We start from the raw sequence: 25,023 nt of genomic DNA on the forward strand, positions 1-25,023 counted from the left end.
AATGAGGAGTGAGCGCGTCTATTCGCTTCGCTGGCGTATCCCGTTTCCTCGCTCGATTGCCGGACTCTGGGTATTCGCAATCGGCGCCATCCTGCTGGTTATACTCGGTGTGCAGATCCTTACGGGTATCGTGCTGGCGATGTTTTACGTGCCGACAGCCGAGCTGGCATTTGACTCCATTATTCATATTATGCGTGCGGTTCGCCATGGAGAACTGTTACGCAACATGCATGCTATTGGCGCGTCGCTCTTTTTCTTTGCCTGTTATCTGCATATTTTTCGTGGCATGTACTACAGCGTTTACCGCAAGCCCTGGACGACAATGTGGATGATTAGCGTGACGCTATATATCCTGCTGATGATGACCGCATTTCTTGGTTATAGCCTTATCTGGGGGCAAAAAAGCTACTGGGCGGCCACGGTAATTACCCGCTTTGCCCAGGCCATTCCGCTGGTGGGTGATACCCTTTACGCATATTTAGTCGGCAGCCATACTCCGGGAACGCCGATGCTTGGCCGCTTTTTTGTTCTCCACTTTATTCTTCCCTTTGTGATTGTCGGCGCAACGGTTTTTCATATTCGCACCGTACAGTCGGCGTTTGCGCAGGCGATGAAAAAGAGGTTTAGCGAGAAAGAGTCCAGGAGCCTGCTGTTCGATTACAAAATTACCGATCTTGATGCCATCAAAATCATCCTTTTTTTGATGATCTTCGCCTGGTTCTTATTCTTCGCGCCGCACTATCTGAGCAGCGCCGATAACTTTATTCCTGCGGACCCAACAGTTACACCCGCGATTGTTGCGCCGGAATGGTATTTTCTTCCCTTCTTCTCCATCTTGCGTTGCTTCCCAAATGAATTCGTTGGCTTAGCCGCAATGTGCAGCTCGGTACTGATTTTCTATTTCCTTCCCTGGCTTGATACTTCCCGGGCTCGTTTTCGCCATTACAGCAAACTGGTTAAATGCGGATTCTGGCTGTGGGTCATTAATGCCTGCTTTTTAGGCTGGTTAGGGTCGAAAGCGCTGGTTGGCCCCGATCTTATTGACGGTTTCCGTAACGAAGAGGGCTGGATCCGTGCCGCATCGCAGCTTTCGACTCTGATTTGGTTTGCCTGGTTTTTAATCGTATTACCTTGCCGTCGTTTTCTGGAAAAACAGGACTGATGATGAAACAACTATTGAAAATCAGCATTCTGTCCTTTTCTCTGTTGGGACTAGGTTCCTCTTATGCGCAGGAAGCCACGCCTGAACGGCAGGAATGGAGCTTCAGCGGCATCAATGGCCAGTATGATAAAGCGCAGCTTCGACGTGGCCTGCAGGTTTATGAAGAGAAGTGTCGCGCTTGTCACGGCATAAAGCACCTTAGCTTTCGGTCGTTGACCAGGCCCGGCGGTCCGGAACTCACGGCTGAAGAAGCAAGAAGTATCGCCAGCGGCTATCAGTTTCCTGAGCTTCAGGATGACGGCCAGATTGGCGAGCGAGACGGGACGCTAAATGACAGCTTCATATCGCCATATCTAAACGAGCAGGAAGCACGATACCTTAACAATGGCGCTTCTCCCGTTGACCTGAGCTATATCGTACGTGCCCGCTCATACGATCGCGGATTCCCGCAATTTCTGTTGGATGCTTTTCTGCCCTACACGGACCAGGGAGCAGATTACGTCTACGCACTGCTAACCGGTTATCAACCTGCCGATCCCGAACTGAAGGCTAATCGCTATTTTCCCGGCGGCGTGATTAACATGCCGAAACCGTTGACCAGCGGAGAGATTCAATGGCACCCGGCGTCGCTACAAGCTGAAACGGAAGAGCAATATGCCAGGGATGTCACCGCCTTTCTGGCATGGGCAGCCGACCCAACGCTCGCAGAAAGAAGACAGCTGGGATATTACGTTATGGGCTACCTGGCCTTTATGCTGGGGCTGCTATGGATATTACGACGAATGAAAAGGCGTTCGCTCATGTAGGCCTTGCCAGATATGAAGATGATTCAGTTCGTCAGCTTTCCGCCGGGCAGCAGCGCTGAGTTGCCCTTGCGCGACTAAGGCTGGTGAAAGATGGCATGACATTAACTGCACAAAACGAAAAAACCCCGAGCTATTAAATAGCTCGGGGTTTATGTTTGGCGGAAGCGTAGAGATTCGAACTCTAGAACCCTTTCGGGTCGCCGGTTTTCAAGACCGGTGCCTTCAACCGCTCGGCCACGCTTCCAATGAGGCGCACTATAAACATCCCGAACGGACCTGTAAAGCACCAATGCGTTCGTTTGCCTGAAAAACAGCCAAAATATTGTTAATCGACTGAAATAACAACAGATTGACCGTTTATTCAGCACAAATACTGGCTACAGCGCTTAATGTTTTTTGATGAACATATCTTTGGTGTAGTAATTTCCCCGGTTATCTGGCGCAAATCCTCCCACCCACGGCTTCACAAGATGCGTGCGGACATAGTGGTAAACCGGAATCGCTGGCACATCCTCTCCTAAAAGGTCTTCAGCCTGCTGGTAGTATTTGCCTCGCTCCTCCAGCGAAGTTGCTTTCGCCGCCTTGCGCATCGCGTCATCAAAAGCGGGATTGCTGTACCTGGTGGTATTCTCGCTATCGCCGGTACGGAAAATATTGAGGAAACTTGAGGCATCATCATAATCGGCGATCCATGCGTAGCGCACGACGTCAAAATTACCGGTGTGCATGGTATCCAGCATGGTTTTCCATTCCTGATTTTGCAGCTTCGCCTCTACGCCGAGGTTTTTCTTCCACATTGACGATGCGGCAATGGCAATACGCTGGTGCGTTTCGAAGGTGTTATAGAGCAGATTTAGGCTAAGCGGATGCTCAGGGCCAAAACCAGCTTCAGCCAGCAGTTTCTTAGCTTCGGCAATGCGTTTTTCGAGCGGCCACGCCGCATATTCCGGCGCATGCAGTTGCACTCCCCCTATTTCCGGCTGGCTGATAACCCACGCCGCGCGTTGCCCCTGCCCCATCACCTTTTGTGCGATGATGTCTTTATCTAACGCCATATTCAGCGCCCGGCGCACGCGCGGGTCATTAAACGGCGCTCGAGTCGTATTGAACTGATAGTAATAGGTTGAAAGCTGAGGTGAGACATGGAGTTCATCGCCCATCGTCTTTTTCAACTGCGCGAACTGATTGACCGGGACGCTATACACAATGTCGATTTCGCCGGCCTTATAGCGGTTAACGTCTGCGGACTCTGAACTGATGGGCAAATAAGTGACCTTATCAATGACGGTGTGCCGATCGTCCCAATAATGCGGGTTACGCACGGCAACGATGCGCTCATTGACTACCCACTGCGATAACTTGTACGCCCCGCTGCAGACAAAATGTTCTGGCCGGGTCCACTTATCACCAAAGCGGCCGATCAGCACTTTATCCAGCGGAACCAGTGACGGGTGCGCTAGCATCGCCAGAAAAGCCGCCGTTGGCTGCGTCAGGGTAATTTCCAGCGTGCTATCATCCAGGGCTTTGACCCCGATATCGGCAGGATCTTTTTTCCCTTGGGCAATATCGAGGGCGTTTGCTACGTGCATATTGCCCAGATACGAGGAATAAGGTGAAGCTGTTTGCGGTGAGACCAGACGCTGCCAGCTCCAGACGACATCCTGTGCGGTAATGGCAGACCCATCTGACCAGGTTATGCCCGGACGTAAATGAAAGGTCCAGACGGTGTTGTCTTTGTTCTCCCAGGACGCGGCCAGCCGGGGTTCGATAGACCCATCCGACTTAACCGCCACCAGTCCGTCGAACATATCGCTGATTAAATTAAACTCAACGTTGCTTTCGACTTTATGCGGATCCAGCGACGCTGGCTCACTGCCATTGTTTCTGACCAGTTCCTGTTTTTCTGCAAGAATTGTTCCTGCGGGAACATTTGCCGCCATCGCCGCGCCGTTGATAGACATCAAACAGACAGTCAACAGCGTAAACGTCAATATCTTCGATTTATGTTGAATCATTCCCTTTACCTTATTGCTCTGTTTTATGTAGACACCGCTGTCACTGTCAGAGAGAAACAGGAATAACGCAATATTTTTCAGTTACCTGGCAGATATCTAACAGGCATTTTTACACATATAGTGCTAACATCTGATTCGGGAGCTTTTGTTGAAATAATATGCTTAAGCCTGGCGGGTTAAAATGCGTAAAGATGGGTAAAACCGCTGTGTCATTCCCCTTGATTTCATTATCCTCCATCATTAATTACATCTGTCATAAGAGAGTGACTCATGGATCGTATTATTAGTTCTTCACGCGATCGTACATCGCTACTCAGCACGCATAAGGTGCTGCGCAATACCTATTTCCTGCTCAGCCTGACGCTGGCGTTTTCGGCGCTCACTGCGACTGCCAGTACCGTACTGATGTTGCCCTCTCCGGGGCTTATCCTGACGCTGGTGGGTATGTATGGTCTGATGTTCCTGACCTATAAAACGGCGGATAAACCGGTTGGTATTCTGTCAGCTTTCGCTTTCACCGGCTTCCTGGGCTACATTCTGGGACCGATCCTGAACACATACCTGTCTGCGGGCATGGGTGATGTTATCGCCATGGCTTTGGGCGGTACGGCGCTGGTCTTCTTCAGCTGCTCAGCCTACGTGCTGACCACGCGGAAAGACATGTCCTTCCTCGGCGGTATGCTGATGGCAGGGATCGTGGTGGTGCTCATTGGTATGGTTGCGAATATCTTCCTGCAGTTGCCGGCTTTACATCTGGCGATCAGCGCGGTGTTTATTCTGATTTCTTCAGGCGCAATCCTGTTTGAAACCAGTAATATCATCCGTGGCGGTGAAACCAACTATATCCGTGCCACCGTCAGCCTGTACGTTTCGCTGTACAACATCTTCGTCAGCCTGCTGAGCATTTTGGGCTTCGCCAGCCGCGATTAAGCAGCATCACTGATACGAAAAAAGAGAATGCCAATGGCATTCTCTTTTTTTATACCTTATTGACCCCGGCAGATATAGGTAGGATAGCGCCGGTCCTGAATAAGCCACACAGCAGGTGAAAGTTCAGAGATCGTCAGGTAGTAGCGTGAGGTCGGATAGGCGAAACTCCCCCATTGGGCATTCGGCGTATTGTCATTGTGGCGAAGCCAGGTTTTGGTGTAGGTCAATACAATGACGTTGTCATCGTCCCGCTGCTCCCACGTAAAGTCTACATCCCTGTCAACGATAAAATTTTGCCCGCCAGCTCTTGCCGCACCTTTATAGGTGGTCAACCCTGTACCGTCCCGATGAAAATAGAACTGAGCAAGGGCATTTACCTTCACTTCACTTGCTTTCCCTTCATTGCGCGTAAAGTTAAATTCAGTGCTGCAGGCCAGCACATCGCTTTTTCCCGTCGCGCCGCAATAGTAAAACAGCGCCAGCGCGCCGCCGACCAGGGCTCCGCCCAGTCCAAAAAGAAGCCTTATTTTCATTTTCCAGCCCCGTTTTTATAGCGAATGGTCTTGCACAGACGTGTTTTATTGACCGGGCAGGCCCCGATAAACAGTTCATCAGCAGTTGCAAGCGAAAAACGGGCGCTGAAAAAATAAATAGCATACTCCTCGCGCTCGCAAGCCACGTCATTGGCCTCCAGTCGCTCAGCTAATTTTGATAGCACTAACGGCCGTCCATGATCTTCGATAACCCAGATACTACAACGCGCGATTTTTTCCTGGACCGGCTTTAATTTCGCCGGAACAGTTATCTCCTGCGGGCGGCTAACGTAAAAGATCGCTCCCAACGGCACGGCAATCAATGCCCCTATTCTGAACCACTTTTTCAGGGATACTCGCCGGGGCAGAACGTCTTGTTGCGCTGAGGGGGGTTGCGGATCAACGGCTTGAATTTTCTCTCCAGGCTGAAAAATCACATCAGCATCAAAACGGAAACCATAGCGCGGGACAGTGACGATCAATTCGTGCCCCTCTCCCAGAGACTGGAAGCTTTTACGCAGTTCGCTTACCGCTTTATTGAGATTATTTCCTGATGGCGTAAAGCCAAATTCTTCCCACACGCGAGCGATCAATTCCTCCCGGCTTAAGTCGCGTCCTCGGTGTTTAATGAATTCCTGTAAAAGACGAACGGCTGGCGCCGAAAGTGTTAATACAGACTCGGGTTGTCCAACAAGACTTATTGCATGTGCTTCAGGATCAAATAACAACGAATTATTGCATATAAAAAACATCTTTTATTCTCGGCTGTTACCGCATGCTTTTTATTCCCTGGTACGTCGATATGAAAACCGCCCCCTGACCTGCTTATTTTTTCATCAGAAGGAATTTTCCTCCCATCCTTGGCCGCGGTATTTTCGCTTAACTATACAACCTTAAAGCCAGAAAAGCAGGATAAAAAACTGTATATAACGAGTTAACTAATACAAATTTTCACAAATCGCTGTTCTGGTTAAAGTTTCCCTGCCCTGAAGCGATACGAAAGCAGACGGTGTCCTGGTGTTAACGCGCCGCCTTTAAACTCAGAGCAGGCAGACTGATTGTGAAACAGAAAAAAAGAGTGAGCATGACAACCGCCTTTTATGTCGCCGCGCTGTCATTGCCATTTTTCTCAGAAATGACAATGGCCAATATGAGCGTGTATCCCATGGAGCTGAATGTAGACAGATCCGGTGCGGCGCAAATTAAGGTGGCTTCAAAAACGGATGATATTCAGTTCATTCGGGTGAGGCAAAAGAAAATTCTTAATCCCGGAACAGCCCAGGAAAAAGAAATTGACGTCGCTTCGTGGAAAGAAGGTGGCGTGGTGGTTACGCCCGAGAAATTTGCTCTAGCTGCGGGCGCGATGCGCGTTGTTCGTCTGGTATCGCTTATACCTCCGAAAAAAGAGACCACCTGGCGTGTCTATTTTGAAGGGGTAAAACAACCAGACAGCATTATTCCGGGCAAGGCAGAAACCCCTGCAGCAATGGCGACATTAGGTGTCAATGTGATCTGGGGCGCACTGGTCCACATTGCTCCAGAAGAAAACGTAATTTCACTGTCGATTGACCCTCGCCGGGGAACGTTAAAAAACAACGGCACATTGCGTGTGCCACTCAGAGAGATTGGTATTTGTGATGCTGTTTCATCGTGTAAATGGATAAAAGAAGACGCGACGATTTATCCGGACACTGAACGGAAATTAAAAACGCTCACTATGAAACAGGGTCAGAAATATAAGTTCCGCTACTTCAACTGGGTGAATAAAACCGCTGAAGAAGCTGATTTACCCGTCGTGCAATAACACGACGGCACAGTAAAAACCCACGTAGTTTGTTTAAAGAGCCAAGGTGCTCATTTGTAAATATGGAGATATCAATGCGTAACTATATTAAACCTCTGATGATTGTTGCCGCGATGGCCTCGTCCTTTAGCGCGCTGGCGATTCAAAAAGATATTACCGTCAACGCCAGCGTTGACTCACAGTTGGATATGACTCAGGCCGATAACACGCCACTGCCGGCCAGCATCGACATGCAGTACCTGCCAGGTCGTGGGCTGGAAAGCTACCGCCTGAACACCAAGGTGTGGTCGAACTCCGCCACCAGCAATGTCAAAGTGCGCCTCGTTAGCGCAGCTAAGCTCACCAATATGGATGGCGACGAGACTGTACCGATGACGGTGATTCTGGGTGATAAAACACTGTCTACCACCGATGCCGAATTTACCGGAACTGAACTGTTCCCAGGCAGCATTGAAAACGGTTCAGCGGTACTGCCACTGACCATTTCTCAGACCACCAAAGGCATTCTGAAAACCGGTCAGTACAGCGGCGTTGTCAGCCTGATGCTGACGCAGGCGACGACCACGGAAGGCGGTGCGTAACACCACAGTACATAAGGGATAACGTCAGAGGGTGCCCACCCTCTGACGTCAGGATGATGTCGAGGCTTGGTCATGGCGTTTCACAGAAATACTCTCCTCTTAGTTGCTTTATTACCCGCATCCATCCAACTCGCCTGCGCCGAGATGGCCGTCCCGGCAGGTTTCGAAGATCTGGCGAAAACGCAGCGCCTGTGGATAGAGGTTAACCTCTATGGCGAATCGCTTGGCCTTTTTGAAACGGATATCACACTTGAATCGGTAAGTTTTGTCGCACCCGAAACCGTGGTCGCGGCTATCAAACGTCAGTTTAATGACGCTCCTGCCCTCGTTGCCACCGTGTCTGCAGCCCTCGCCGTTCCACTTGCCCGTAACGGCAACCTGGCGTGCAGCAGCAATGGCTCCGCAACGGGATGTGATTACATTGATACCCATCGCGCGGCCATTATCTATGATGAGAATAACGCGCGCATTAGCCTGTTTTTGGACAAGAAATTTCTGCCTAAACAGACCACAGAAAACCAGTGGTATCAGCCTACGCAAGGCACTGAGAATGCGTTGATCCATCAACAAAATATCAATTTTGTTGCCGACAGGGATTACCAGTCAGCCACCGTTCAGGGCAATGGCGCGTTGGCCATGACGCAGGACGGCTACTTTAATCTCGACTGGACCTGGCTGGGGCAGCGTTCAAGGCACCAGCAGCAACAAGAAATAACCGTCAACAATGCCTGGTTTCGCCAGGATATCTGGCGTCAGTACTATATTCAGTTAGGCGAGATGGATACCCGCGATCTGTTCAGTAATGCTGGTGGGAATATCAACCTCAGCCAACTGCCGCTGGGCAAAATTCGCGGCCTGCGCACAGGCTCGACAAGGGCATGGATCAATCCGGTTCAGCAGTCAAAGGGTACCCCCATCACCGTGCTGCTTTCCCATGATGCGCGTATTGACGCCCGCCGGGGCAATCAACTGCTGGCCAGTTTTTATCTCAATGCCGGGGCTCAGACCCTGGACACGCGATCGTTCCCCGATGGGAGCTATACCGTGACGCTGTCCGTCTATGAAAATAACCGGCTGACACGTACCGAGCAGATACCGTTTACCCGCACCGGTATTACGCCGTTTGACCGCGTCGAGTGGTTCCTGCAGGCGGGCGAAACCGACAATAACAATCAAAACGATGAACGTAGCGCGGTCGCGCAGGCGGGTGTCCGCCTGCCTGTCACTCCAACGTTGGCACTCACCAGTGGCGCAGCGATAAAGAAAAACCAACGTTTTCTGGAAAATGCATTCGACTGGAGTCGTGGTTTCAATGCGGGTCCGATCGATGGCGTACTCTCGACCCGGTTTAGCTACCTTTACGGCAGCGAAGGACAACGCGGCAATATTCAGCAAATCAGCTATAACGACGGTTTTTCACTGAGCTTCTATCGCAACGCGTTATCAGCGGAAAACTGCAATACCCGAAGCGCGGGATATGACGCCGTAAATGGCTGTTATCGAAGCCTGTCGGTGATGTTCTCCGTCCCTGTCGGCACCTGGTACGCCAGCCTGGGATATTCGGATAACCGCAACGAAGGACGGTACGTTTCTCGTCGGGAACTCCCGGACAGTGACGATCGCCACGATGCAGGCTTGCCCTGGGAGTCGGTTTATATGACCCGCTCACGCACGCGGGCCTGGCAGGGTGGCTTGAGTACGGCTTTCAGCACGCGCGGTCTGAACATCAACAGCAGTATTAACCTTTTCATGCGTAACGATGACTCGCGCGAAGGCAGGGATAAAGGCGGCTACCTGAGCGTGAGTCTGTCAATGGCGCATAACCGTCAGGGCAATGCGACAAGCTATACCTCTCTGGGCGCGACATGGCAGCACCAGCAGCATGATAAAAACCAGCTGAGCTATAACGTGGCGCACAACTGGTATGCCGACGCACGTGGTGAAAATGAGTATGGACTGAGCGCATCAGGTATTAACAGCGATTCACTCAATACCTCTGCCTACACGCGCCAGGGCGGACGATATGGCAACGGGAGCCTGACAGTCAGCGATGCCTGGGATCGTCAGGATGGGCGCCATACCCTGAGCAGCAGCGGCAATTACAACTCCACGCTTGCGCTGTCGCGCTCTGGTCTGTGGCTGGGCCGCTGGAGCGACGGACGTCCTGCTTCAGCCATCGCGGTTAACGTTGCCACACCGGAAGATTCCCAGGATCCGAGCATTGCCGTGTCGCTGGATAACGGCGGCAGCGCAGACATTCCAGGCAATAGCCGCGCCCTCTTCGCCGTGCCGGGCTATCAGCAGACTACGTTGACGATTAACGAATCGCTGGATGTCTCGCGGGGTGCCAGCAGTGAAATCACACAAGGTTCAGGCAGCAGAACGTTGTTTATGGTGCCAGGCAAACTGCTCCGCCGGGACGTGCAAACCACGGCAAGCTACACCTGGCTCGGCCAGTTAACTGACGAGCAACATTCGCCGTTTATCGGCGGCGTGCCACTGAACGTTAATGGCTGGAGCGACCTTGGCAACGGCGGGTTTAGCGCTCAAAGCGACGCTCTGCTGCATAACCTCTACCTGGTGCGTCAGCAGCAGTTTTATCAGTGCGAGCTGAATGTAAAGACTATGCGCGACGTCGTGCGTTACGTCGGGTCGATCCCTTGCCGGGAATTAACCTTCTCTGCCCTGCCGGATACTGTCCAGCAACAGGCACAGCTGATGCTCGCCGGACGATCGGTACCAACGGGTCCAACTGCCATGAATGCAGACAACGTCACAAAAGGGAAATGATGTGAACAAGCACTTAATTATTTTACTTTTTTTAAGCCTGTGGGCGGGCCAAACCCAGGCAGCGGCCCCTGCCGGAAGAAACACCAGCGTCGATATCAGCTTCGATCGCATGGCCCCCCCCGCGCGCTTTGATATCTGGGTTCATGAACCGAGCGGCTATGATGTCGCCGATCCGCAAAAGTGGGGACGTAATACTCTGACGTGTCTGTCCCGTACCGACTCCACAGTTGGCGCCTGCATGACCGCCCCGGCCTGGTTCACGGCGAACCCGGGGACACCTTATGCCATCAATTTACGTTTTACGCATGCCCTTACCAGCAAAACGGTGGATCTTAAGGTCTATGGCGACCACTACATGTTTTTCAATAATAAAGTCTTTACCTATCCCAGTTTTATCACGGGAGGGACAGAGATTGTTGCAAACTGGACCAGAGAACCCTACTTCGATTTCTATATCGTGAAAAGCGAACTGGAAAAGCTCGCTCTGCCGGGTATCTGGACCGCAACGCTGAGGCAGAACCTGCGTCAATGGGATAGTGGCAACTGCGGCGGGAACTTCGCTGACCCCAATACCGGATGTCCAGGCTATCGCGCCATTGCTAGCTGGCAGGCCACGATGCGCATTGAGGTTGTCGATCCGGGTAATCAGCAGATTTATCTGCCGGCATTTCCGCACTCAACGCCTATCGTTAACCTCAACCTGACCAACTTCCCGGGGCGGCCGGGTGGCAGTGAAATCCAGGGTGAAAACACGCTGGATATGTGCCTGTACGACGGCAAAAACAGTACCAGCACCCGCACTTATCTTCGGTTTGAGGACGACGGACTCCCCTCAACGGACCGTGCTGAAGAGGCATTTTCAATCCGGCGACGCGGCGGAAGTCAGACCGATGCGCGGGATCGTCTCGACTATCAGGTCTTCGTCACTAATCCCGTCACGGGCGCAACCGAAACCGTCGCCAACGGTAAAACCCTGGTCTGGCAAGGCACCAACGATCCGCAGCATCTGCGTCAGGTCGTCCTGCCCGGCGGACGTGAGAGCGTACTGTGCGTACCTGCCCCTATTGTTCTGAAAACCCCAGCGTTTGCAGCCAGCAGTAAAAACGCCGGGGATTACACCGGCACGCTACGCATCATCTACACACCCAGTACGTTATAAAGAGGCCGCCGTGAATTACGTCATTCTTGATAATAATCGTTTTTATGCCGAAGGGTTGCGCTACGCCCTTCTGCGCCGTAACGCTCACACTCAAGTTGAGAGCGGCGCGTTACAGTGGCACCGTTCGCTGTTGGCCTGCGACACCCTCGTTGTGCGTTGCCGCTTTTCCGTCGCGAGGACGCATCTGGCGCTGGTCGACATTCTGCTTCAACTGGAGGCCAGGCGCTGGGAGGGAACGGTTTATCTGGTGTGCAATGAAAAAGGCTGGGCACTGGCCACGCATTTACGAAAGCGTTTTGCCACGCTGACCTTACATATCATTGATGACAGAATTGCCGTCGTGGATGCGGCGTATCTGCTTGCTAAAGAGCCCCGTCGGGTACGCAGTCTGAATTGCTGCCTGACTGGTATGGAGTTCAATGTTCTCGACAGGCTGGTTAACGGTCAATCGGTAAAACATGTTGCGCATATGACGCAGATTAGCGAAAAACAGGTATCGACGTATAAATGCAACGCGCTGAAGAAGCTTAATGCCAACAATCTGCTACAGCTTCTTCTGTAGGTCGAGGTTTCTCACGCCGCCCCTTATTTGCTAAACTAAGGGCGGTTTTTACTTTATCGACAGAGCACTATGTTCATTTTTGCAGGCCATGAAATTGAGACCGATAGCGAAGGCTATCTGAAAGACACCACGCAATGGAGCGAGCCGCTGGCGGAGAAAATCGCCGAAAACGAAGGTATCGTTCTCTCCCCCGAACACTGGGAAGTGGTGCGTTTCGTTCGCGAGTTTTATCTGGAGTTTAATACCTCCCCCGCAATCCGCATGCTGGTAAAAGCGATGGCCAACAAGTTTGGTGAAGAAAAAGGCAACAGCCGTTATCTCTATCGCCTGTTTCCGAAAGGCCCAGCTAAGCAGGCAACTAAAATTGCCGGCCTGCCGAAACCGGTGAAATGTATTTAATAGCGGATACTAAATCCCTTTAGCTCGTCGCCAGGGCGGTGCGGTTCGCTGAGAACCCGATCAACCCTGGCGCTGCGCGGTCCCCCGGCTTTCAACCACTTCATCAGTTGTTCCACCCGCTCGCTTTCACCACAGGCGACAACTTCTACGCTGCCGTCATCCATATTCTTCGCATAGCCGGTCAACCCCAGCCGTTGCGCTTCATGCTGGGTGGTGTAGCGAAATCCTACCCCCTGAACCCGGCCATAGACCCAGGCAATGATGCAGACTTTCGACATTGCGGTTCTCCTTATCAACATAAATGAAAGAACAGGTACCGATGGACAGATGACCGGCAATCTCCTGAGCTGTCCATAGATTAGCAGGGGATAACTGAATAAGTTGTCGCACCTGTTCAGTGAGATTAAACCGTCGCTCGATAAGCAGAGGTCCCGCCATACCATCATGCAGTAGCGCCAGACGCTGATGATTGACCTCATCATCTGTGCTACTCTACGCGCCATTTTATTTTAATGGTTTCAGGTTGGTACTTTCATCCAACCCGCGTCACTGTTTGTGAGAGGTTGCTCCGCATGACTGAATCTACAATTCCACATTATCCTCGTTTAGTGTTAGCCAAGGGGCGCGAAAAATCATTACTTCGCCGCCATCCGTGGGTATTTTCCGGTGCTGTCGCACGTATGGAAGGTAAAGCCAACCTCGGTGAAACCGTTGATATCGTTGACCACCAGGGGAAATGGATAGCGCGCGGTGCGTTCTCTCCGGCGTCGCAGATCCGTGCGCGCGTCTGGACCTTCGATAAGTCTGAATCCATCGACATTGATTTCTTTACCCGTCGTCTGCAGAAGGCGCTGACATGGCGTGACTGGCTGGCGAAAAAGGACGGTCTGGACAGCTACCGTCTGATCGCCGGAGAATCCGACGGCCTGCCGGGTGTCACTATTGACCGCTTCGGCAACTTCCTGGTATTGCAGTTGCTCAGCGCGGGTGCTGAATACCAACGCGCCGCGCTGATTAGTGCTCTGCAAATTGTTTTCCCGGACTGCGCTATTTATGACCGTAGCGATGTGGCCGTGCGTAAAAAAGAAGGTATGGCGCTGACCCAAGGGCCCGTCACGGGCGAACTGCCGCCTGCTCTGCTGCCTATCGAAGAGCACGGGATGAAGCTGCTGGTTGATATTCAGCACGGTCACAAAACCGGCTATTACCTCGATCAACGCGATAGCCGCCTGGCGACGCGTCGTTATGTGGAAAACCAGCGTGTCCTGAACTGCTTCTCCTATACCGGCGGCTTTGCGGTCTCAGCATTAATGGGCGGATGCCGTCAGGTGGTCAGCGTCGACACCTCTCAGGAAGCACTCGATATTGCCCGCCAGAACGTGGAACTGAACAAGCTGGATCTGAGTAAAGCCGAGTTCGTGCGAGATGATGTGTTCAAACTGCTGCGCGCCTATCGCGATCGCGGTGAGAAATTTGATGTCATCGTGATGGATCCGCCGAAATTTGTCGAAAACAAAAGCCAGTTGATGGGCGCCTGCCGCGGTTATAAGGACATCAATATGCTGGCTATTCAGTTGCTGAACCCAGGCGGCGTACTGCTGACATTTTCCTGCTCCGGGCTGATGACAACCGATTTATTTCAGAAAATCATCGCTGATGCCGCAATAGATGCTGGTCGTGATGTACAATTTATAGAGCAGTTCCGTCAGGCCGCCGATCATCCGGTGATCGCTACCTACCCGGAAGGGCTGTATCTGAAAGGGTTTGCCTGTCGCATCATGTAACTTGAAAAGTGGAATATTACCCTTACATAGAGGGTATCTATTTCCCGGGAGGTGACTATGATTGCCAGCAAATTCGGTATCGGCCAGCAGGTCCGCCATTCCCTGTTAGGTTACCTCGGAGTGGTCGTGGATATCGACCCGGAATATTCGCTTGATGAGCCGTCAGCCGATGAGTTGGCGGTTAACAGCGAACTTCGCACCGCTCCCTGGTATCACGTGGTGATGGAAGACGATAATGGTCTGCCAGTGCATACGTATCTGGCCGAAGCGCAACTGAGTAGCGAGCTACAGGAAGAACATCCGGAGCAACCGTCAATGGATGAACTGGCGCGCACAATCCGTAAACAGCTTCAGGCTCCACGCCTGCGTAATTGATACTAACACAGGCCCGATGGCGCTTCGCTTATCGGGCCTGTGCGTTTCATCCGGCGACAGTCAAACTTTACTTCGCCAGTCCCAGTCGCGGGATCTCAATGGCCGGGCAACGATCCATCACCACCGTCAGCCCCGCATCACGCGCCAGCACGGCCGCCTGCTCGTTAATTACGCCAAGCTGCATCCATAGCGTCTTCGCGCCGATGGCGATAGCTTCCTGAGCGACACCCCACGCCGCTTCAGAATTACGGAAGACATCGACCATATCCACTTTCTCTGGCACATCCGCCAGCGTTGCATAGCCCTGCTGCCCCAGCAGCATTTTCCCGGCAACCTTCGGTGAAACGGGAATAACGTGATAGCCCTGGTCGAGTAAATACTTCATCACGCGATAGCTTGGGCGATCGGGTTTATCGCTTGCGCCAACCAGTGCAATCGTGCGGGTAGATGTCAAAATGCCAGCAATATCGGTCTCTTTCATCGTTTTCCTCCAGGCTGTTTAACAAAGTGTACGACAAACCTGCCCCCGCAACCATTCATCCCATACTGGCGTATGAGAGCTAAACTCAAAAATATGTCTATATGTTAGTAAACGTGATTATCGAAAAATTTAGATACATGTTTGCAGCTATTTTCTGGACAGGAGAAACCTATGAAAGCCGGCATTGTGACAGCCTTAATTGCCCTGTGTTTGCCGGTAACCGTTTTTGCTACCTCATTACGCCTGTCTAATGATATTGACCTTTTGGTGCTGGACGGAAAAAAAGTCTCCAGCTCATTACTGCGTGGCGCCGACAGTATCGAGCTGGAAAATGGTCGCCACCAGCTCGTATTTCGCGTAGAAAAAACCATTCGCTTGTCCAGCCACGAAGAACGTCTGTATATTTCGCCTCCGCTGGTCATCAGCTTTGATACCCAACTCGTCAGCCAGGTTAATTTTCACCTCCCGCGTCTGAACAATGAGCGGGACACAGCGCATTTTGATGACGCTCCACGCGTGGAATTGCTGGATGGGGACTCCATGCCTATCCCCGTCAAGCTGGATATTCTGTCAATCACATCCACAGCGAAAATCGTGAATTATGAAATGGAAACTGAACGCTATAACAAAGCGGCTAAACATGCGTCATTACCGCAGTTTGCTACGATGATGGCCGATGACAGCTCGCTGCTTTCCGGGGTATCTGAACTGGATCGCGTGCCGCCTCAGTCGCAAACGCTGACCGAACAGCGCTTAAAATATTGGTACCAGCAGGCCGACGCACAAACGCGAAGTAACTTTTTGCAATGGGCTCAGAAACAGCCTCCTTCATGACATTTATGTTCGCATACGCATTTTTTTTGTCTTTCTCTTGCAGCGTCAAGAGCTTCCAGTACTCTGTAACCAGGTTAACTTGGGAGCTGTACTATGGAATTAACAACTCGCACATTGCCAGCGCGTAAACATATTGCGCTGGTTGCACACGATCACTGTAAAAAGATGTTGATGAGCTGGGTGGAACGCCACCAGCCGTTGCTGGAAAAGCACGTTCTGTACGCCACAGGAACGACGGGAAACTTAATCCAACGCGCAACGGGAATGGACGTCAACGCCATGCTGAGCGGTCCGATGGGGGGCGACCAGCAGGTGGGCGCGCTGATTTCAGAAGGGAAAATTGATGTGCTGATTTTCTTCTGGGATCCGCTGAACGCCGTACCTCACGATCCTGATGTCAAAGCGCTACTGCGTCTGGCGACGGTATGGAACATTCCGGTTGCCACCAACGTGTCGACCGCCGATTTTATTATCCAGTCGCCAAACTTCAACGATGCAACGGACATTTTGATCCCAGATTACGCCCGCTATCTGGCAGAGCGCCTCAAATAAACGCCGGGCAGGCGGCAATTGCCGCCTGCTATTCAGGGTTTTCTTGCTACCGGAACATCCAGTTGTTTAAGCTCATCAACAAAGCACGACGGTGTTTCTTTATTAAACAGCAGCCATACCCGATGCCGTGCCCGCGTTAGCGCCACATACAGCAAGCGTCTCTCTTCAGCATCCGGGAAATCCTCCACCGCCGGAAGCAACGCCTCTTCCATAATCGACTCGCGGGCCGGGGCGGGAAAACCGTCATTCCCATCATGAAGCCCCACAACAATAACGTAATCTGCCTGCTGTCCCTTACTGGCATGGATAGTCATGAAATCCAGCTGTAGCTTAGGCCAACGGGTGGCAGCTTTCTCCAGACTGGCAGGTTTCAGGTGATGGTATCGCGCCAGCACCAGAATTCTCTCTTCTGCCTTCACAAATCCCGACAGCTTATCCAGTAGCAGATCCAGTTGGCTTTCATCGAGCAACGTGACGGCTTTTTTATCGCCTGCCATCAAACTGTTGAGCGGTTTCGTAAGCTGATGAGGGTTTTGCTGGATAAACTGGTTTGCGACTTCACCAATGCGGCTATTAAAACGGTAAGTCGTATCCAGATTACAACGGTCGCCCTCGCCGAAGTTTTGCTGGAATGCGGTGGTCAACGAAAGCTGTGCTCCGCTGAACCGGTAAATTGCCTGCCAGTCATCCCCTACGGCGAACAGCGTAGTGTGTGAGTTTTGCTTGCGCAGTGCGGCTAACAGGGCGGCTCGCTGAGGAGAAATGTCCTGAAATTCGTCGACCAGAATGTGTTTCCACGGACTGATATACCGGCCTTTTTCCAGAATGACAATGGCCTGATGAATCAACCCGGAAAAATCGACGGCATTCTCATCCTTCAGGGCGCCCTTCCAGGCTTTGAGCAGGGGAGACATTAGCTTAATGCGTTTACTGAACAGATCGCGAATCTCCTCCGGAGCATTGGCGATCATCTCCGCCTGCGCTCCGCCATGCATACGCATCAGGCTAACCCAACGATCCAGCCGGGAAGCCAGCCGACGCTGTAATTTTTCGTCATCCCAGAAGTTACCTTCGGGTACAGACCACTGCATCTCTTCTTCTAACCATTGCCGCCAGCCTTTGGCCTGTGCCTTTTTCTCACTGCACTGTTGACGCCAGGTCGTGATAAAAAGTTTGCTACGCGCAGCAACATCATTTTCCAGCTTGCTAACCGTCGGGACTTTTTTGCTCCCCTGCGAAATAATGTGCAACGCCAGTGAATGAAACGTCCTCGCGGTGATCTCTTCCGTATGCAGACGTTCACGGATGCGATCGTCCATCTCCTGGGCCGCTTTGCGTCCAAACGCCAGCAGCAGGATTTGTTCGGCCGCCGCTTCCCCTCGCGCAAGTAGCCAGCCCGCACGGGCGACCAATACGGATGTTTTGCCGCTTCCGGCCCCCGCAAGAACCAGTAATGATTGTTCGCCGTTCACCACCGCCCGCGCCTGGGCCGGATTCAGCGGCGAGGACTCAATTTGCTGGAAAAATTCGGCATGTTCTTCCAGCATGGCATCGGTATACGCCTGGTTGTGCTGCAAGCGACAAGCTTCAATGTCCTTCAACCATGCCTGGCATTGACGTAACGCCTCACGGCAATTTTCAAATTCTTCCAGCCGGTTGATCGGGAGCGGCAGTGCGGCAAAGGCGCGGCGGATCTGCTGCTGTAGCCCTGACGTCTGTTCGCGCGTCAGCCATTTATTCTCACTAGTGCGGGTGGCGATCGCCTCCAACTGCTGCTGTAAAACTCCCGCAGCGACGTCGCTCATTTCCTGACTCCACTGCTGCCAGAGCGAATTCAAATGGTGATGGAAGCGCTGGGTTTCTGCCCATTCAGTACCGTGAAGACGTACTACCTTATCATCCGGGAGCACAAACTCCAGCTCACCCCATACCAGGCCGCGTTTACAATGGATAGCCAGTAACTGATTGAAGGGAATAAGATACTCGTGACGATCGCCGGAAACCTTAATCCCGGCATTGAGAATAACGGCCCGATCGTAAGGGTGTTGTGCCAGACGTTTTCCAAGAGAAGTTGCTTTCAGTTCCATAAGACTCAAGCGGATCCACACGAAGAGGTTTACTTATCAGTGTAACCGCCAGAGAAAACGTGCTCCAGCCCAAAAAAACGTTACAATTGCCGAATTCACAGAAAACCAGAGTTAACCGAGGGTTTATGCGTACTGTTCTGAATATTTTAAATTTTGTGCTCGGGGGATTCGCCACCACCTTAGCCTGGTTACTGGCTACGCTGGTCAGTATTGTGCTGATTTTTACTCTCCCCCTGACCCGCTCATGCTGGGAAATTACCCGACTCTCGCTGTTTCCCTACGGTAACGAAGCGATTCATGTCGATGAGCTTAATCCAGCGGGCAAAAACGTCCTGTTGAATACCGGAGGCACCGTGCTCAATATTTTCTGGCTGATTTTCTTCGGCTGGTGGTTGTGCCTGATGCACATTGTCTCCGGTATTGCCCAGTGCATTACGATTATTGGTATCCCGGTTGGCATTGCGAATTTCAAAATCGCGGCGATTGCACTGTGGCCGGTGGGTCGCCGGGTAGTGTCAGTTGAAGTTGCACGCGCAGCGCGTGAAGCCAACGCGCGTCGTCGCTTCGAATAATCAGGACCGATGGCCTTTATGTTAAGTCCTCTGCTCAAACGCTATACCTGGAACAGCACCTGGCTGTACTACGTGCGGATTTTTATCGCGCTTTGCGGCACAACAGCGCTGCCCTGGTGGCTGGGTGACGTTAAGCTGACCATCCCGCTCACGCTGGGTATGGTCGCTGCCGCGCTTACTGACCTGGACGATCGTCTTGCAGGCCGCCTGCGCAATTTGATCATCACGCTGGTGTGCTTTTTCATTGCCTCGGCCTCGGTCGAACTGCTCTTCCCATGGCCATGGCTGTTTGCCCTTGGGTTAACGCTCTCCACCAGCGGCTTTATACTGCTGGGGGGATTAGGGCAGCGCTATGCAACCATCGCCTTTGGCGCGTTGCTGATCGCCATTTACACGATGCTCGGCACCTCGCTTTACGATCAGTGGTATCAGCAACCAATCCTGCTGCTCGCGGGCGCCATTTGGTACAACCTGTTAACCCTGACCGGACATCTTCTGTTCCCTATTCGCCCGTTGCAGGACAATCTGGCGCGTAGCTATGAACAGTTAGCGCACTATCTGGAACTGAAATCGCGTCTTTTTGATCCCGACATAGAAGATGAAAGCCAGGCGCCGCTGTATGATTTGGCTCTTGCGAATGGGCAACTGATGGCGACCCTAAACCAGACAAAGGTGTCACTGCTGACCCGCCTGCGCGGCGACCGCGGACAGCGAGGAACACGTCGCACGCTACATTACTATTTTGTGGCGCAGGATATTCATGAACGCGCAAGCTCCTCGCATATTCAGTACCAAACGCTGCGCGACCATTTCCGCCACAGCGACGTGATGTTTCGCTTCCAGCGCCTGATGTCGATGCAGGGGCAAGCGTGTTCGCAACTGTCTCGCTGTATTTTATTACGCACGCCTTATCAGCACGATCCGCACTTTGAGCGCGTCTTCACCCATATTGATGCTGCACTTGAGCGCATGCGCGCGAGTGGTGAGCCTGCAGACCTGCTCAACACGTTAGGATTTTTGCTGTCAAACCTGCGGGCCATTGATGCCCAGTTGGCTACCATTGAATCCGAACAGGCTCAGGTACTTTCGCGCAATGAGTCTGAAAATCAGCTTGCCGATGACAGCCCGCATGGGTTCAGTGATATCTGGTTGCGTCTGAGCCGTAATTTCACGCCTGAGTCCGCCCTGTTTCGTCATGCTGTTCGCATGTCGCTGGTGCTCTGCCTCGGCTATGCCATTATCCAGATAACCGGAATGAACCACGGGTACTGGATCCTGTTGACCAGTCTGTTTGTCTGCCAGCCAAACTACAACGCCACCCGACATCGTCTGGCACTAAGGATTATCGGCACATTAGTCGGGATCGCCATTGGGTTACCGATCCTGTGGTTTGTACCTTCTCTCGAAGGGCAATTGATACTTCTGGTGATTACCGGCGTGTTGTTTTTTGCCTTTCGTAACGTCCAGTACGCGCATGCCACCATGTTTATCACGCTGCTGGTGCTGCTGTGCTTTAACCTGCTCGGTGAAGGTTTTGAAGTTGCACTTCCGCGCGTCATCGATACGTTGATCGGCTGTGCCATCGCCTGGGCTGCTGTCAGTTTTGTCTGGCCAGACTGGCGTTTTCGGAATCTGCCGCGAGTGATTGAACGGGCCACTGACGCTAACTGTCGTTATCTTGATGCTATTCTCGAACAATATCATCAGGGGCGTGATAATCGTCTGGCATACCGTATCGCCCGCCGTGACGCGCACAATCGTGATGCGGAACTTGCTTCGGTGGTGTCGAACATGTCGAGTGAACCGGATGTCACGGCCCAAACACGCGAAACGGCGTTCCGCTTGCTGTGTCTTAACCATACGTTTACCAGCTATATTTCCGCCCTCGGCGCACATCGCGAGCAGTTAACCAATCCTGACGTCCTGGCATTGCTGGATGATGCCGTCTGCTATGTAGATGATGCGCTTCACCATCAACCTGCTGATGAGCAGCGCGTATACCAGGCGCTGGAAGATCTGAAGCAGCGAATTCAGCATCTCGAGCCACGTCCGGACAGTAAAGAGCCGCTGGTCGTACAGCAAGTTGGGTTACTTATTGCCCTGCTCCCGGAGATTCGGCGATTACAGCAACAAATTGCTGTGCTGCCATCTAATACCCCGGTTCCGGCGTAAGAGAACTCACCCACTCCACCAGCTCCTGGCGACGCGTCGCCGGGAGCGCGGCTTCATGCACCCCGTCAACCGCTCCTTCAAGGGCATAGAGTATTTTTACCGTTAAGGCAGGGTTATTTTGCCGAAGTTTCAACCAGCACATCTGAGCTCCCAGCGATCGCAATGTCCCCTCATCCTTAATTCCTGCTTCATTTAGCAAGGTCTCCAAATGAAACGTCATATTCGGTAATTCCCGCAGGCGATGTTGTGCAAAGCGACTCTGTTTTTCCTTAACGGCTGCATCGAGTGAAAATTGTGATAGCGATACTAACTGCTGCTGGTTCTGCCACAGGGTATCGTTCACCTGGTAATAATTGAGTACAACCGGTCGCCCGCGCTTGATAAATGTTAGCCAGACAGGAGAATTTTTTACACAGTACTGGGCGCTCTGCTCACAGGCGCGAAGATATAACTCACCGCTGGCTACCATGGCAAAGACCGTATCACCAACCGTCAGACTATAGCCGCCAAACAGTGAGCGGTAGTGAATTGTTCCCAGAGAAGCCAGATATTCTTGTGATTTATAGATTCTTGCATAAGACTTTTCTTTCATAAAAATCCTTTTAAATCATAACGTAAGCAAATAATTTGCAGTAGCAGATCCGTTAATGACGAAAATAGGCAACTTATGCGTATGGGGCAAGATGAATTTTATTTTTCCCGTGATGATGACTAAAAATTGCGAACCTGTTTCCGAAAATAAGGTTGATCTTTATTGATGGCAGGGTTACTGTATATCCATACAGTAACTCACAGGGCTGGATTGATTATGTACACTTCAGGTTATGCAAATCGTTCTTCGTCGTTCTCTTCCGCATCGAGCAGCATTGCGCGCGTTTCAGCAGAGAACGCTACCGCTGGGCTTATCAGTGAAGTGGTCTATCGCGAGGACCAGCCCATGATGACGCAGCTCCTGCTGCTTCCCCTGCTGCAACAATTAGGGCAACAATCACGCTGGCAGTTGTGGCTGACGCCTCAGCAAAAATTAAGCCGTGAGTGGGTGCAGTCGGCCGGGCTTCCATTGACCAAAGTCATGCAAATCAGCCAGCTCTCCCCCTGCAATACGCTGGAATCGATGGTTCGTGCGCTGCGCACAGGTAATTACAGCGTCGTCATCGGCTGGTTGACGGAAGAATTAACCGAAGATGAACATGCCGAACTGGTAAAAGCGGCAGATGAAGGTAATGCGATGGGGTTTATCATGCGTCCTGTTCGCGCTCAGTCACTTGCGGGGAGACAGCATTCCGGGCTAAAAATTCACTCGAATTTGTATCATTGAGTAAAATTAGGATTTATCCTGGAATTTTTTTTCATGTTTTAATTTGCCATTGAGCTGTAACGCGTTTTCCGGCTGAAGGCCTGTCTGAAGCGGTTTTCAGGAAATCTTCAGTACATTTATTCATCTATAAATGTTAAATATTGTGTACACAAGCCTTTTTTTTTCATATGCCTGACGGACTTCACACTTGTAAGTTTTCAACTACGTTGTAGACTTTACATCGCCAGGGGTGCTCGGCATAAGCCGCAGATATCGGTAGAGTAACTATTGAACTGGTCCCCGGGTGAAGGATTTAACCGTGTTATCTCTCTTCGGAGATATTCATGGCGAATTTTGGATGATAACGAGGCGCAAAAAATGAAAAAGACAGCTATCGCAATTGCAGTGGCACTGGCTGGTTTCGCTACCGTGGCGCAGGCCGCTCCGAAAGATAACACCTGGTACACTGGTGCTAAACTGGGCTGGTCTCAGTACCATGATATTGGCAACAACCAGATCAACAACTCCGGTCCTACCCACGAAAGCCAACTGGGTGCTGGTGCATTCGGTGGTTACCAGGTTAACCCGTACGTTGGTTTCGAAATGGGTTACGACTGGTTAGGTCGTATGCCGTACAAAGGCGCCACCGATGCTACCCACAATAATGGCGCTTTCAAAGCTCAGGGCGTTCAGCTGACCGCTAAACTGGGTTACCCAATCACTGACGATCTGGACGTTTATACCCGTCTGGGTGGTATGGTTTGGCGTGCAGACGCTAAAAACAACGAAGGCTTCAAAGACCACGACACTGGTGTTTCCCCAGTATTCGCAGGTGGCGTAGAGTATGCAATTACTCCTGAAATCGCTACCCGTCTGGAATACCAGTGGACCAACAACATCGGTGACGCGAACACCGTTGGCGGTCGTCCGGATAACGGTCTGTTGAGCGTTGGTGTTTCCTACCGTTTCGGTCAGCAGGAAGAAGCAGCTCCAGTAGTTGTTGCACCGGCTCCGGCTCCGGAAGTACAGACCAAACACTTCACTCTGAAGTCTGACGTTCTGTTCAACTTCAACAAAGCAACTCTGAAACCAGAAGGCCAGCAGGCTCTGGATCAGATGTACAGCCAGCTGAGCAACCTGGATCCGAAAGACGGTTCCGTAGTGGTTCTGGGCTTCACTGACCGCATCGGTTCTGACGCTTACAACCAGGGTCTGTCCGAGAAACGTGCTCAGTCCGTTGTTGATTACCTGATCTCTAAAGGTATTCCTTCTGACAAAATCTCTGCACGTGGCATGGGCGAATCCAACCCGGTTACTGGCAACACCTGTGACAACGTGAAAGCTCGCGCTGCACTGATCGACTGCCTGGCTCCGGATCGTCGTGTTGAGATCGAAGTTAAAGGTATCAAAGACGTTGTAACTCAGCCTCAGGCTTAAGTTATCGTCTTATGAAAAAACCCCGCTTTGCGGGGTTTTTTTTTCACTTTTTATCAATCAAAGCACGCCTGTACACAACACATTTAGCCATTCTGTGGTTATTCTTTTCCCAGCAGCGCCTGTAAATCCTGCTTCAATGTCGACATTTTATTCGCGTACTTCTCTTTATGCTCTGCGTCTTCAATCAGTTGCACAATGGTTTCAGAAAGCGTTTTGCCGCGCCGCTGCGCAAGCCCCGCTAAGCGCTGCCAGACCATAAATTCCAGATCGATAGATTTCTTTCGCGTATGCTGATGCTCCGCGTTAAAGTGCCGCTTACGCCTCGCCCGTATGGTTTGTTTCATACGATTTAGCAGCGCAGAGTTCATGTGTTCTTCAATCCAGGTATTGACCCGAACCGGTTCATTTTCGAGGGTTAGCAACAAATCAACGGCTTCTTCGGCAGCGCTGGCCTCTACGTAACGGGTGATTAATTCCCCCTCACGATGCTTCTTCACCAGATACTTCCATTTCCAGCCGCTTTCAAGGTTTTCAAGTTGTTGATATTTCATTGCGATCTCAATGTTACCGTGTAACTCTTATCAGAATATCAGCTTTTTCGGCATCTGAAGAAAAGAATATCCAGCCTGTGAACTGTCGCGCGTCATCGCATTCGTTTCACAGCGCTTTCCACGTGTGCAGTGATGATGGT

The 25,023-nt window shown here is 51.7% G+C and carries 25 protein-coding genes, 1 tRNA gene and 1 pseudogene; 17 read left to right on the forward strand and 10 right to left on the reverse strand.

Annotated elements, in window-relative coordinates:
• Window position 1 precedes the first annotated feature (1 nt).
• Both HVZ52_RS14345 and HVZ52_RS14350 read left to right on the forward strand, forming a co-directional pair.
• On the forward strand, window positions 2-1,162 hold the full coding sequence (locus tag HVZ52_RS14345) for a cytochrome b N-terminal domain-containing protein (protein ID WP_047501122.1): 1,161 nt from the start codon (window positions 2-4) through the stop codon (window positions 1,160-1,162).
• A gap of 2 nt (window positions 1,163-1,164) precedes the next feature.
• The gene (locus HVZ52_RS14350; protein ID WP_181599300.1) at window positions 1,165-1,968 is read left to right on the forward strand and encodes a cytochrome c1; all 804 of its coding nucleotides are present in this window, start codon (window positions 1,165-1,167) and stop codon (window positions 1,966-1,968) included.
• A 156-nt stretch (window positions 1,969-2,124) separates the two neighbouring features.
• On the opposite strand, the gene HVZ52_RS14355 is transcribed toward HVZ52_RS14350, so the two are convergent.
• A tRNA-Ser gene (locus HVZ52_RS14355) sits at window positions 2,125-2,212 on the reverse strand.
• Between the two features lie 142 nt (window positions 2,213-2,354).
• Entirely contained in the window at window positions 2,355-3,983 is a 1,629-nt protein-coding gene (locus HVZ52_RS14360; protein WP_109018055.1) for an ABC transporter substrate-binding protein, read from the reverse strand.
• A 270-nt stretch (window positions 3,984-4,253) separates the two neighbouring features.
• On the opposite strand from HVZ52_RS14360, the gene yccA reads away from it, so the two are divergent.
• The gene (yccA, locus tag HVZ52_RS14365; protein WP_016152501.1) at window positions 4,254-4,913 is read left to right on the forward strand and encodes an FtsH protease modulator YccA; all 660 of its coding nucleotides are present in this window, start codon (window positions 4,254-4,256) and stop codon (window positions 4,911-4,913) included.
• Between the two features lie 56 nt (window positions 4,914-4,969).
• Here the strand turns inward: yccA and HVZ52_RS14370 are convergent, their stop codons facing one another.
• Window positions 4,970-5,446 (reverse strand): hypothetical protein, encoded by a 477-nt coding sequence (locus tag HVZ52_RS14370; protein ID WP_019076424.1) that lies wholly within the window; start codon window positions 5,444-5,446, stop codon window positions 4,970-4,972.
• Window positions 5,443-6,198 carry a winged helix-turn-helix domain-containing protein gene (locus HVZ52_RS14375; RefSeq protein WP_016152499.1) on the reverse strand — a complete coding sequence of 252 codons (756 nt, stop codon included), beginning with the start codon at window positions 6,196-6,198 and terminating at the stop codon, window positions 5,443-5,445. The genes HVZ52_RS14370 and HVZ52_RS14375 overlap by 4 nt, the downstream gene beginning before the upstream one ends.
• Window positions 6,199-6,506: 308 nt before the next feature.
• Between HVZ52_RS14375 and HVZ52_RS14380 the strand changes: the two genes are divergently transcribed.
• The 6 genes from HVZ52_RS14380 (at window position 6,507) to tusE (ending at window position 12,741) form a co-directional block, all read left to right on the forward strand.
• On the forward strand, window positions 6,507-7,250 hold the full coding sequence (locus HVZ52_RS14380; RefSeq protein ID WP_047359363.1) for a fimbrial protein: 744 nt from the start codon (window positions 6,507-6,509) through the stop codon (window positions 7,248-7,250).
• A gap of 74 nt (window positions 7,251-7,324) precedes the next feature.
• Window positions 7,325-7,831 carry a CS1 type fimbrial major subunit gene (locus tag HVZ52_RS14385; RefSeq protein ID WP_016152497.1) on the forward strand — a complete coding sequence of 169 codons (507 nt, stop codon included), beginning with the start codon at window positions 7,325-7,327 and terminating at the stop codon, window positions 7,829-7,831.
• A 72-nt stretch (window positions 7,832-7,903) separates the two neighbouring features.
• Entirely contained in the window at window positions 7,904-10,621 is a 2,718-nt protein-coding gene (locus HVZ52_RS14390) for a TcfC E-set like domain-containing protein (protein WP_181598375.1), read from the forward strand.
• Between the two features lies 1 nt (window position 10,622).
• Entirely contained in the window at window positions 10,623-11,780 is a 1,158-nt protein-coding gene (locus HVZ52_RS14395) for a CfaE/CblD family pilus tip adhesin (RefSeq protein WP_080858513.1), read from the forward strand.
• A 10-nt stretch (window positions 11,781-11,790) separates the two neighbouring features.
• The gene (locus HVZ52_RS14400; RefSeq protein WP_016152494.1) at window positions 11,791-12,342 is read left to right on the forward strand and encodes a LuxR C-terminal-related transcriptional regulator; all 552 of its coding nucleotides are present in this window, start codon (window positions 11,791-11,793) and stop codon (window positions 12,340-12,342) included.
• A gap of 69 nt (window positions 12,343-12,411) precedes the next feature.
• Complete coding sequence (gene tusE / locus HVZ52_RS14405) at window positions 12,412-12,741, forward strand: sulfurtransferase TusE (RefSeq protein WP_016152493.1); 330 nt, start codon at window positions 12,412-12,414, stop codon at window positions 12,739-12,741.
• Here the strand turns inward: tusE and yccX are convergent.
• The gene (gene yccX / locus HVZ52_RS14410; protein ID WP_016152492.1) at window positions 12,738-13,019 is read right to left on the reverse strand and encodes an acylphosphatase; all 282 of its coding nucleotides are present in this window, start codon (window positions 13,017-13,019) and stop codon (window positions 12,738-12,740) included. The genes tusE and yccX overlap by 4 nt on opposite strands.
• A pseudogene (locus tag HVZ52_RS23060) lies at window positions 13,018-13,200 on the reverse strand (hypothetical protein); the annotation flags it as partial. The gene yccX and the pseudogene HVZ52_RS23060, both read right to left, overlap by 2 nt.
• A gap of 113 nt (window positions 13,201-13,313) precedes the next feature.
• On the opposite strand from HVZ52_RS23060, the gene rlmI reads away from it, so the two are divergent.
• Both rlmI and hspQ read left to right on the forward strand, forming a co-directional pair.
• Window positions 13,314-14,525, forward strand: a complete 1,212-nt coding sequence (gene rlmI / locus HVZ52_RS14415) for a 23S rRNA (cytosine(1962)-C(5))-methyltransferase RlmI (protein ID WP_049283229.1) — start codon at window positions 13,314-13,316, stop codon at window positions 14,523-14,525.
• Window positions 14,526-14,582: 57 nt separating this feature from the next.
• Entirely contained in the window at window positions 14,583-14,900 is a 318-nt protein-coding gene (hspQ, locus tag HVZ52_RS14420; RefSeq protein WP_169330236.1) for a heat shock protein HspQ, read from the forward strand.
• Between the two features lie 67 nt (window positions 14,901-14,967).
• On the opposite strand, the gene HVZ52_RS14425 is transcribed toward hspQ, so the two are convergent.
• Complete coding sequence (locus HVZ52_RS14425) at window positions 14,968-15,381, reverse strand: CoA-binding protein (RefSeq protein WP_016152489.1); 414 nt, start codon at window positions 15,379-15,381, stop codon at window positions 14,968-14,970.
• 171 nt (window positions 15,382-15,552) lie between these two features.
• On the opposite strand from HVZ52_RS14425, the gene HVZ52_RS14430 reads away from it, so the two are divergent.
• Both HVZ52_RS14430 and mgsA read left to right on the forward strand, forming a co-directional pair.
• Window positions 15,553-16,215 (forward strand): DUF2057 family protein, encoded by a 663-nt coding sequence (locus HVZ52_RS14430; RefSeq protein WP_016152488.1) that lies wholly within the window; start codon window positions 15,553-15,555, stop codon window positions 16,213-16,215.
• Window positions 16,216-16,308: 93 nt separating this feature from the next.
• On the forward strand, window positions 16,309-16,767 hold the full coding sequence (gene mgsA / locus HVZ52_RS14435; protein ID WP_016152487.1) for a methylglyoxal synthase: 459 nt from the start codon (window positions 16,309-16,311) through the stop codon (window positions 16,765-16,767).
• A gap of 32 nt (window positions 16,768-16,799) precedes the next feature.
• On the opposite strand, the gene helD is transcribed toward mgsA, so the two are convergent.
• On the reverse strand, window positions 16,800-18,854 hold the full coding sequence (gene helD / locus HVZ52_RS14440; protein ID WP_181598376.1) for a DNA helicase IV: 2,055 nt from the start codon (window positions 18,852-18,854) through the stop codon (window positions 16,800-16,802).
• Window positions 18,855-18,979: 125 nt separating this feature from the next.
• Here helD and HVZ52_RS14445 point away from each other — a divergent pair, with 125 nt between their 5' ends.
• The gene (locus tag HVZ52_RS14445; protein WP_016152485.1) at window positions 18,980-19,426 is read left to right on the forward strand and encodes a YccF domain-containing protein; all 447 of its coding nucleotides are present in this window, start codon (window positions 18,980-18,982) and stop codon (window positions 19,424-19,426) included.
• Between the two features lie 18 nt (window positions 19,427-19,444).
• The gene (yccS, locus tag HVZ52_RS14450; RefSeq protein ID WP_181598377.1) at window positions 19,445-21,598 is read left to right on the forward strand and encodes a YccS family putative transporter; all 2,154 of its coding nucleotides are present in this window, start codon (window positions 19,445-19,447) and stop codon (window positions 21,596-21,598) included.
• Here yccS and HVZ52_RS14455 read toward each other — a convergent pair.
• Entirely contained in the window at window positions 21,576-22,190 is a 615-nt protein-coding gene (locus HVZ52_RS14455; RefSeq protein ID WP_016152483.1) for a TfoX/Sxy family DNA transformation protein, read from the reverse strand. The two genes, yccS and HVZ52_RS14455, sit on opposite strands and share 23 nt — an antisense overlap.
• 216 nt (window positions 22,191-22,406) lie before the next feature.
• Between HVZ52_RS14455 and sulA the strand changes: the two genes are divergently transcribed.
• Window positions 22,407-22,916, forward strand: coding sequence for an SOS-induced cell division inhibitor SulA (sulA, locus tag HVZ52_RS14460; protein WP_019076414.1), 510 nt, complete (start codon window positions 22,407-22,409; stop codon window positions 22,914-22,916).
• 357 nt (window positions 22,917-23,273) lie between these two features.
• On the forward strand, window positions 23,274-24,332 hold the full coding sequence (ompA, locus tag HVZ52_RS14465) for a porin OmpA (RefSeq protein WP_016156137.1): 1,059 nt from the start codon (window positions 23,274-23,276) through the stop codon (window positions 24,330-24,332).
• A 98-nt stretch (window positions 24,333-24,430) separates the two neighbouring features.
• On the opposite strand, the gene matP is transcribed toward ompA, so the two are convergent.
• Window positions 24,431-24,883 (reverse strand): macrodomain Ter protein MatP, encoded by a 453-nt coding sequence (gene matP / locus HVZ52_RS14470; RefSeq protein WP_016152480.1) that lies wholly within the window; start codon window positions 24,881-24,883, stop codon window positions 24,431-24,433.
• Window positions 24,884-25,023: the final 140 nt, after the last annotated feature.

The organism is Citrobacter sp. RHB36-C18 (assembly GCF_013814485.1).
GTDB lineage: Bacteria > Pseudomonadota > Gammaproteobacteria > Enterobacterales > Enterobacteriaceae > Citrobacter > Citrobacter braakii.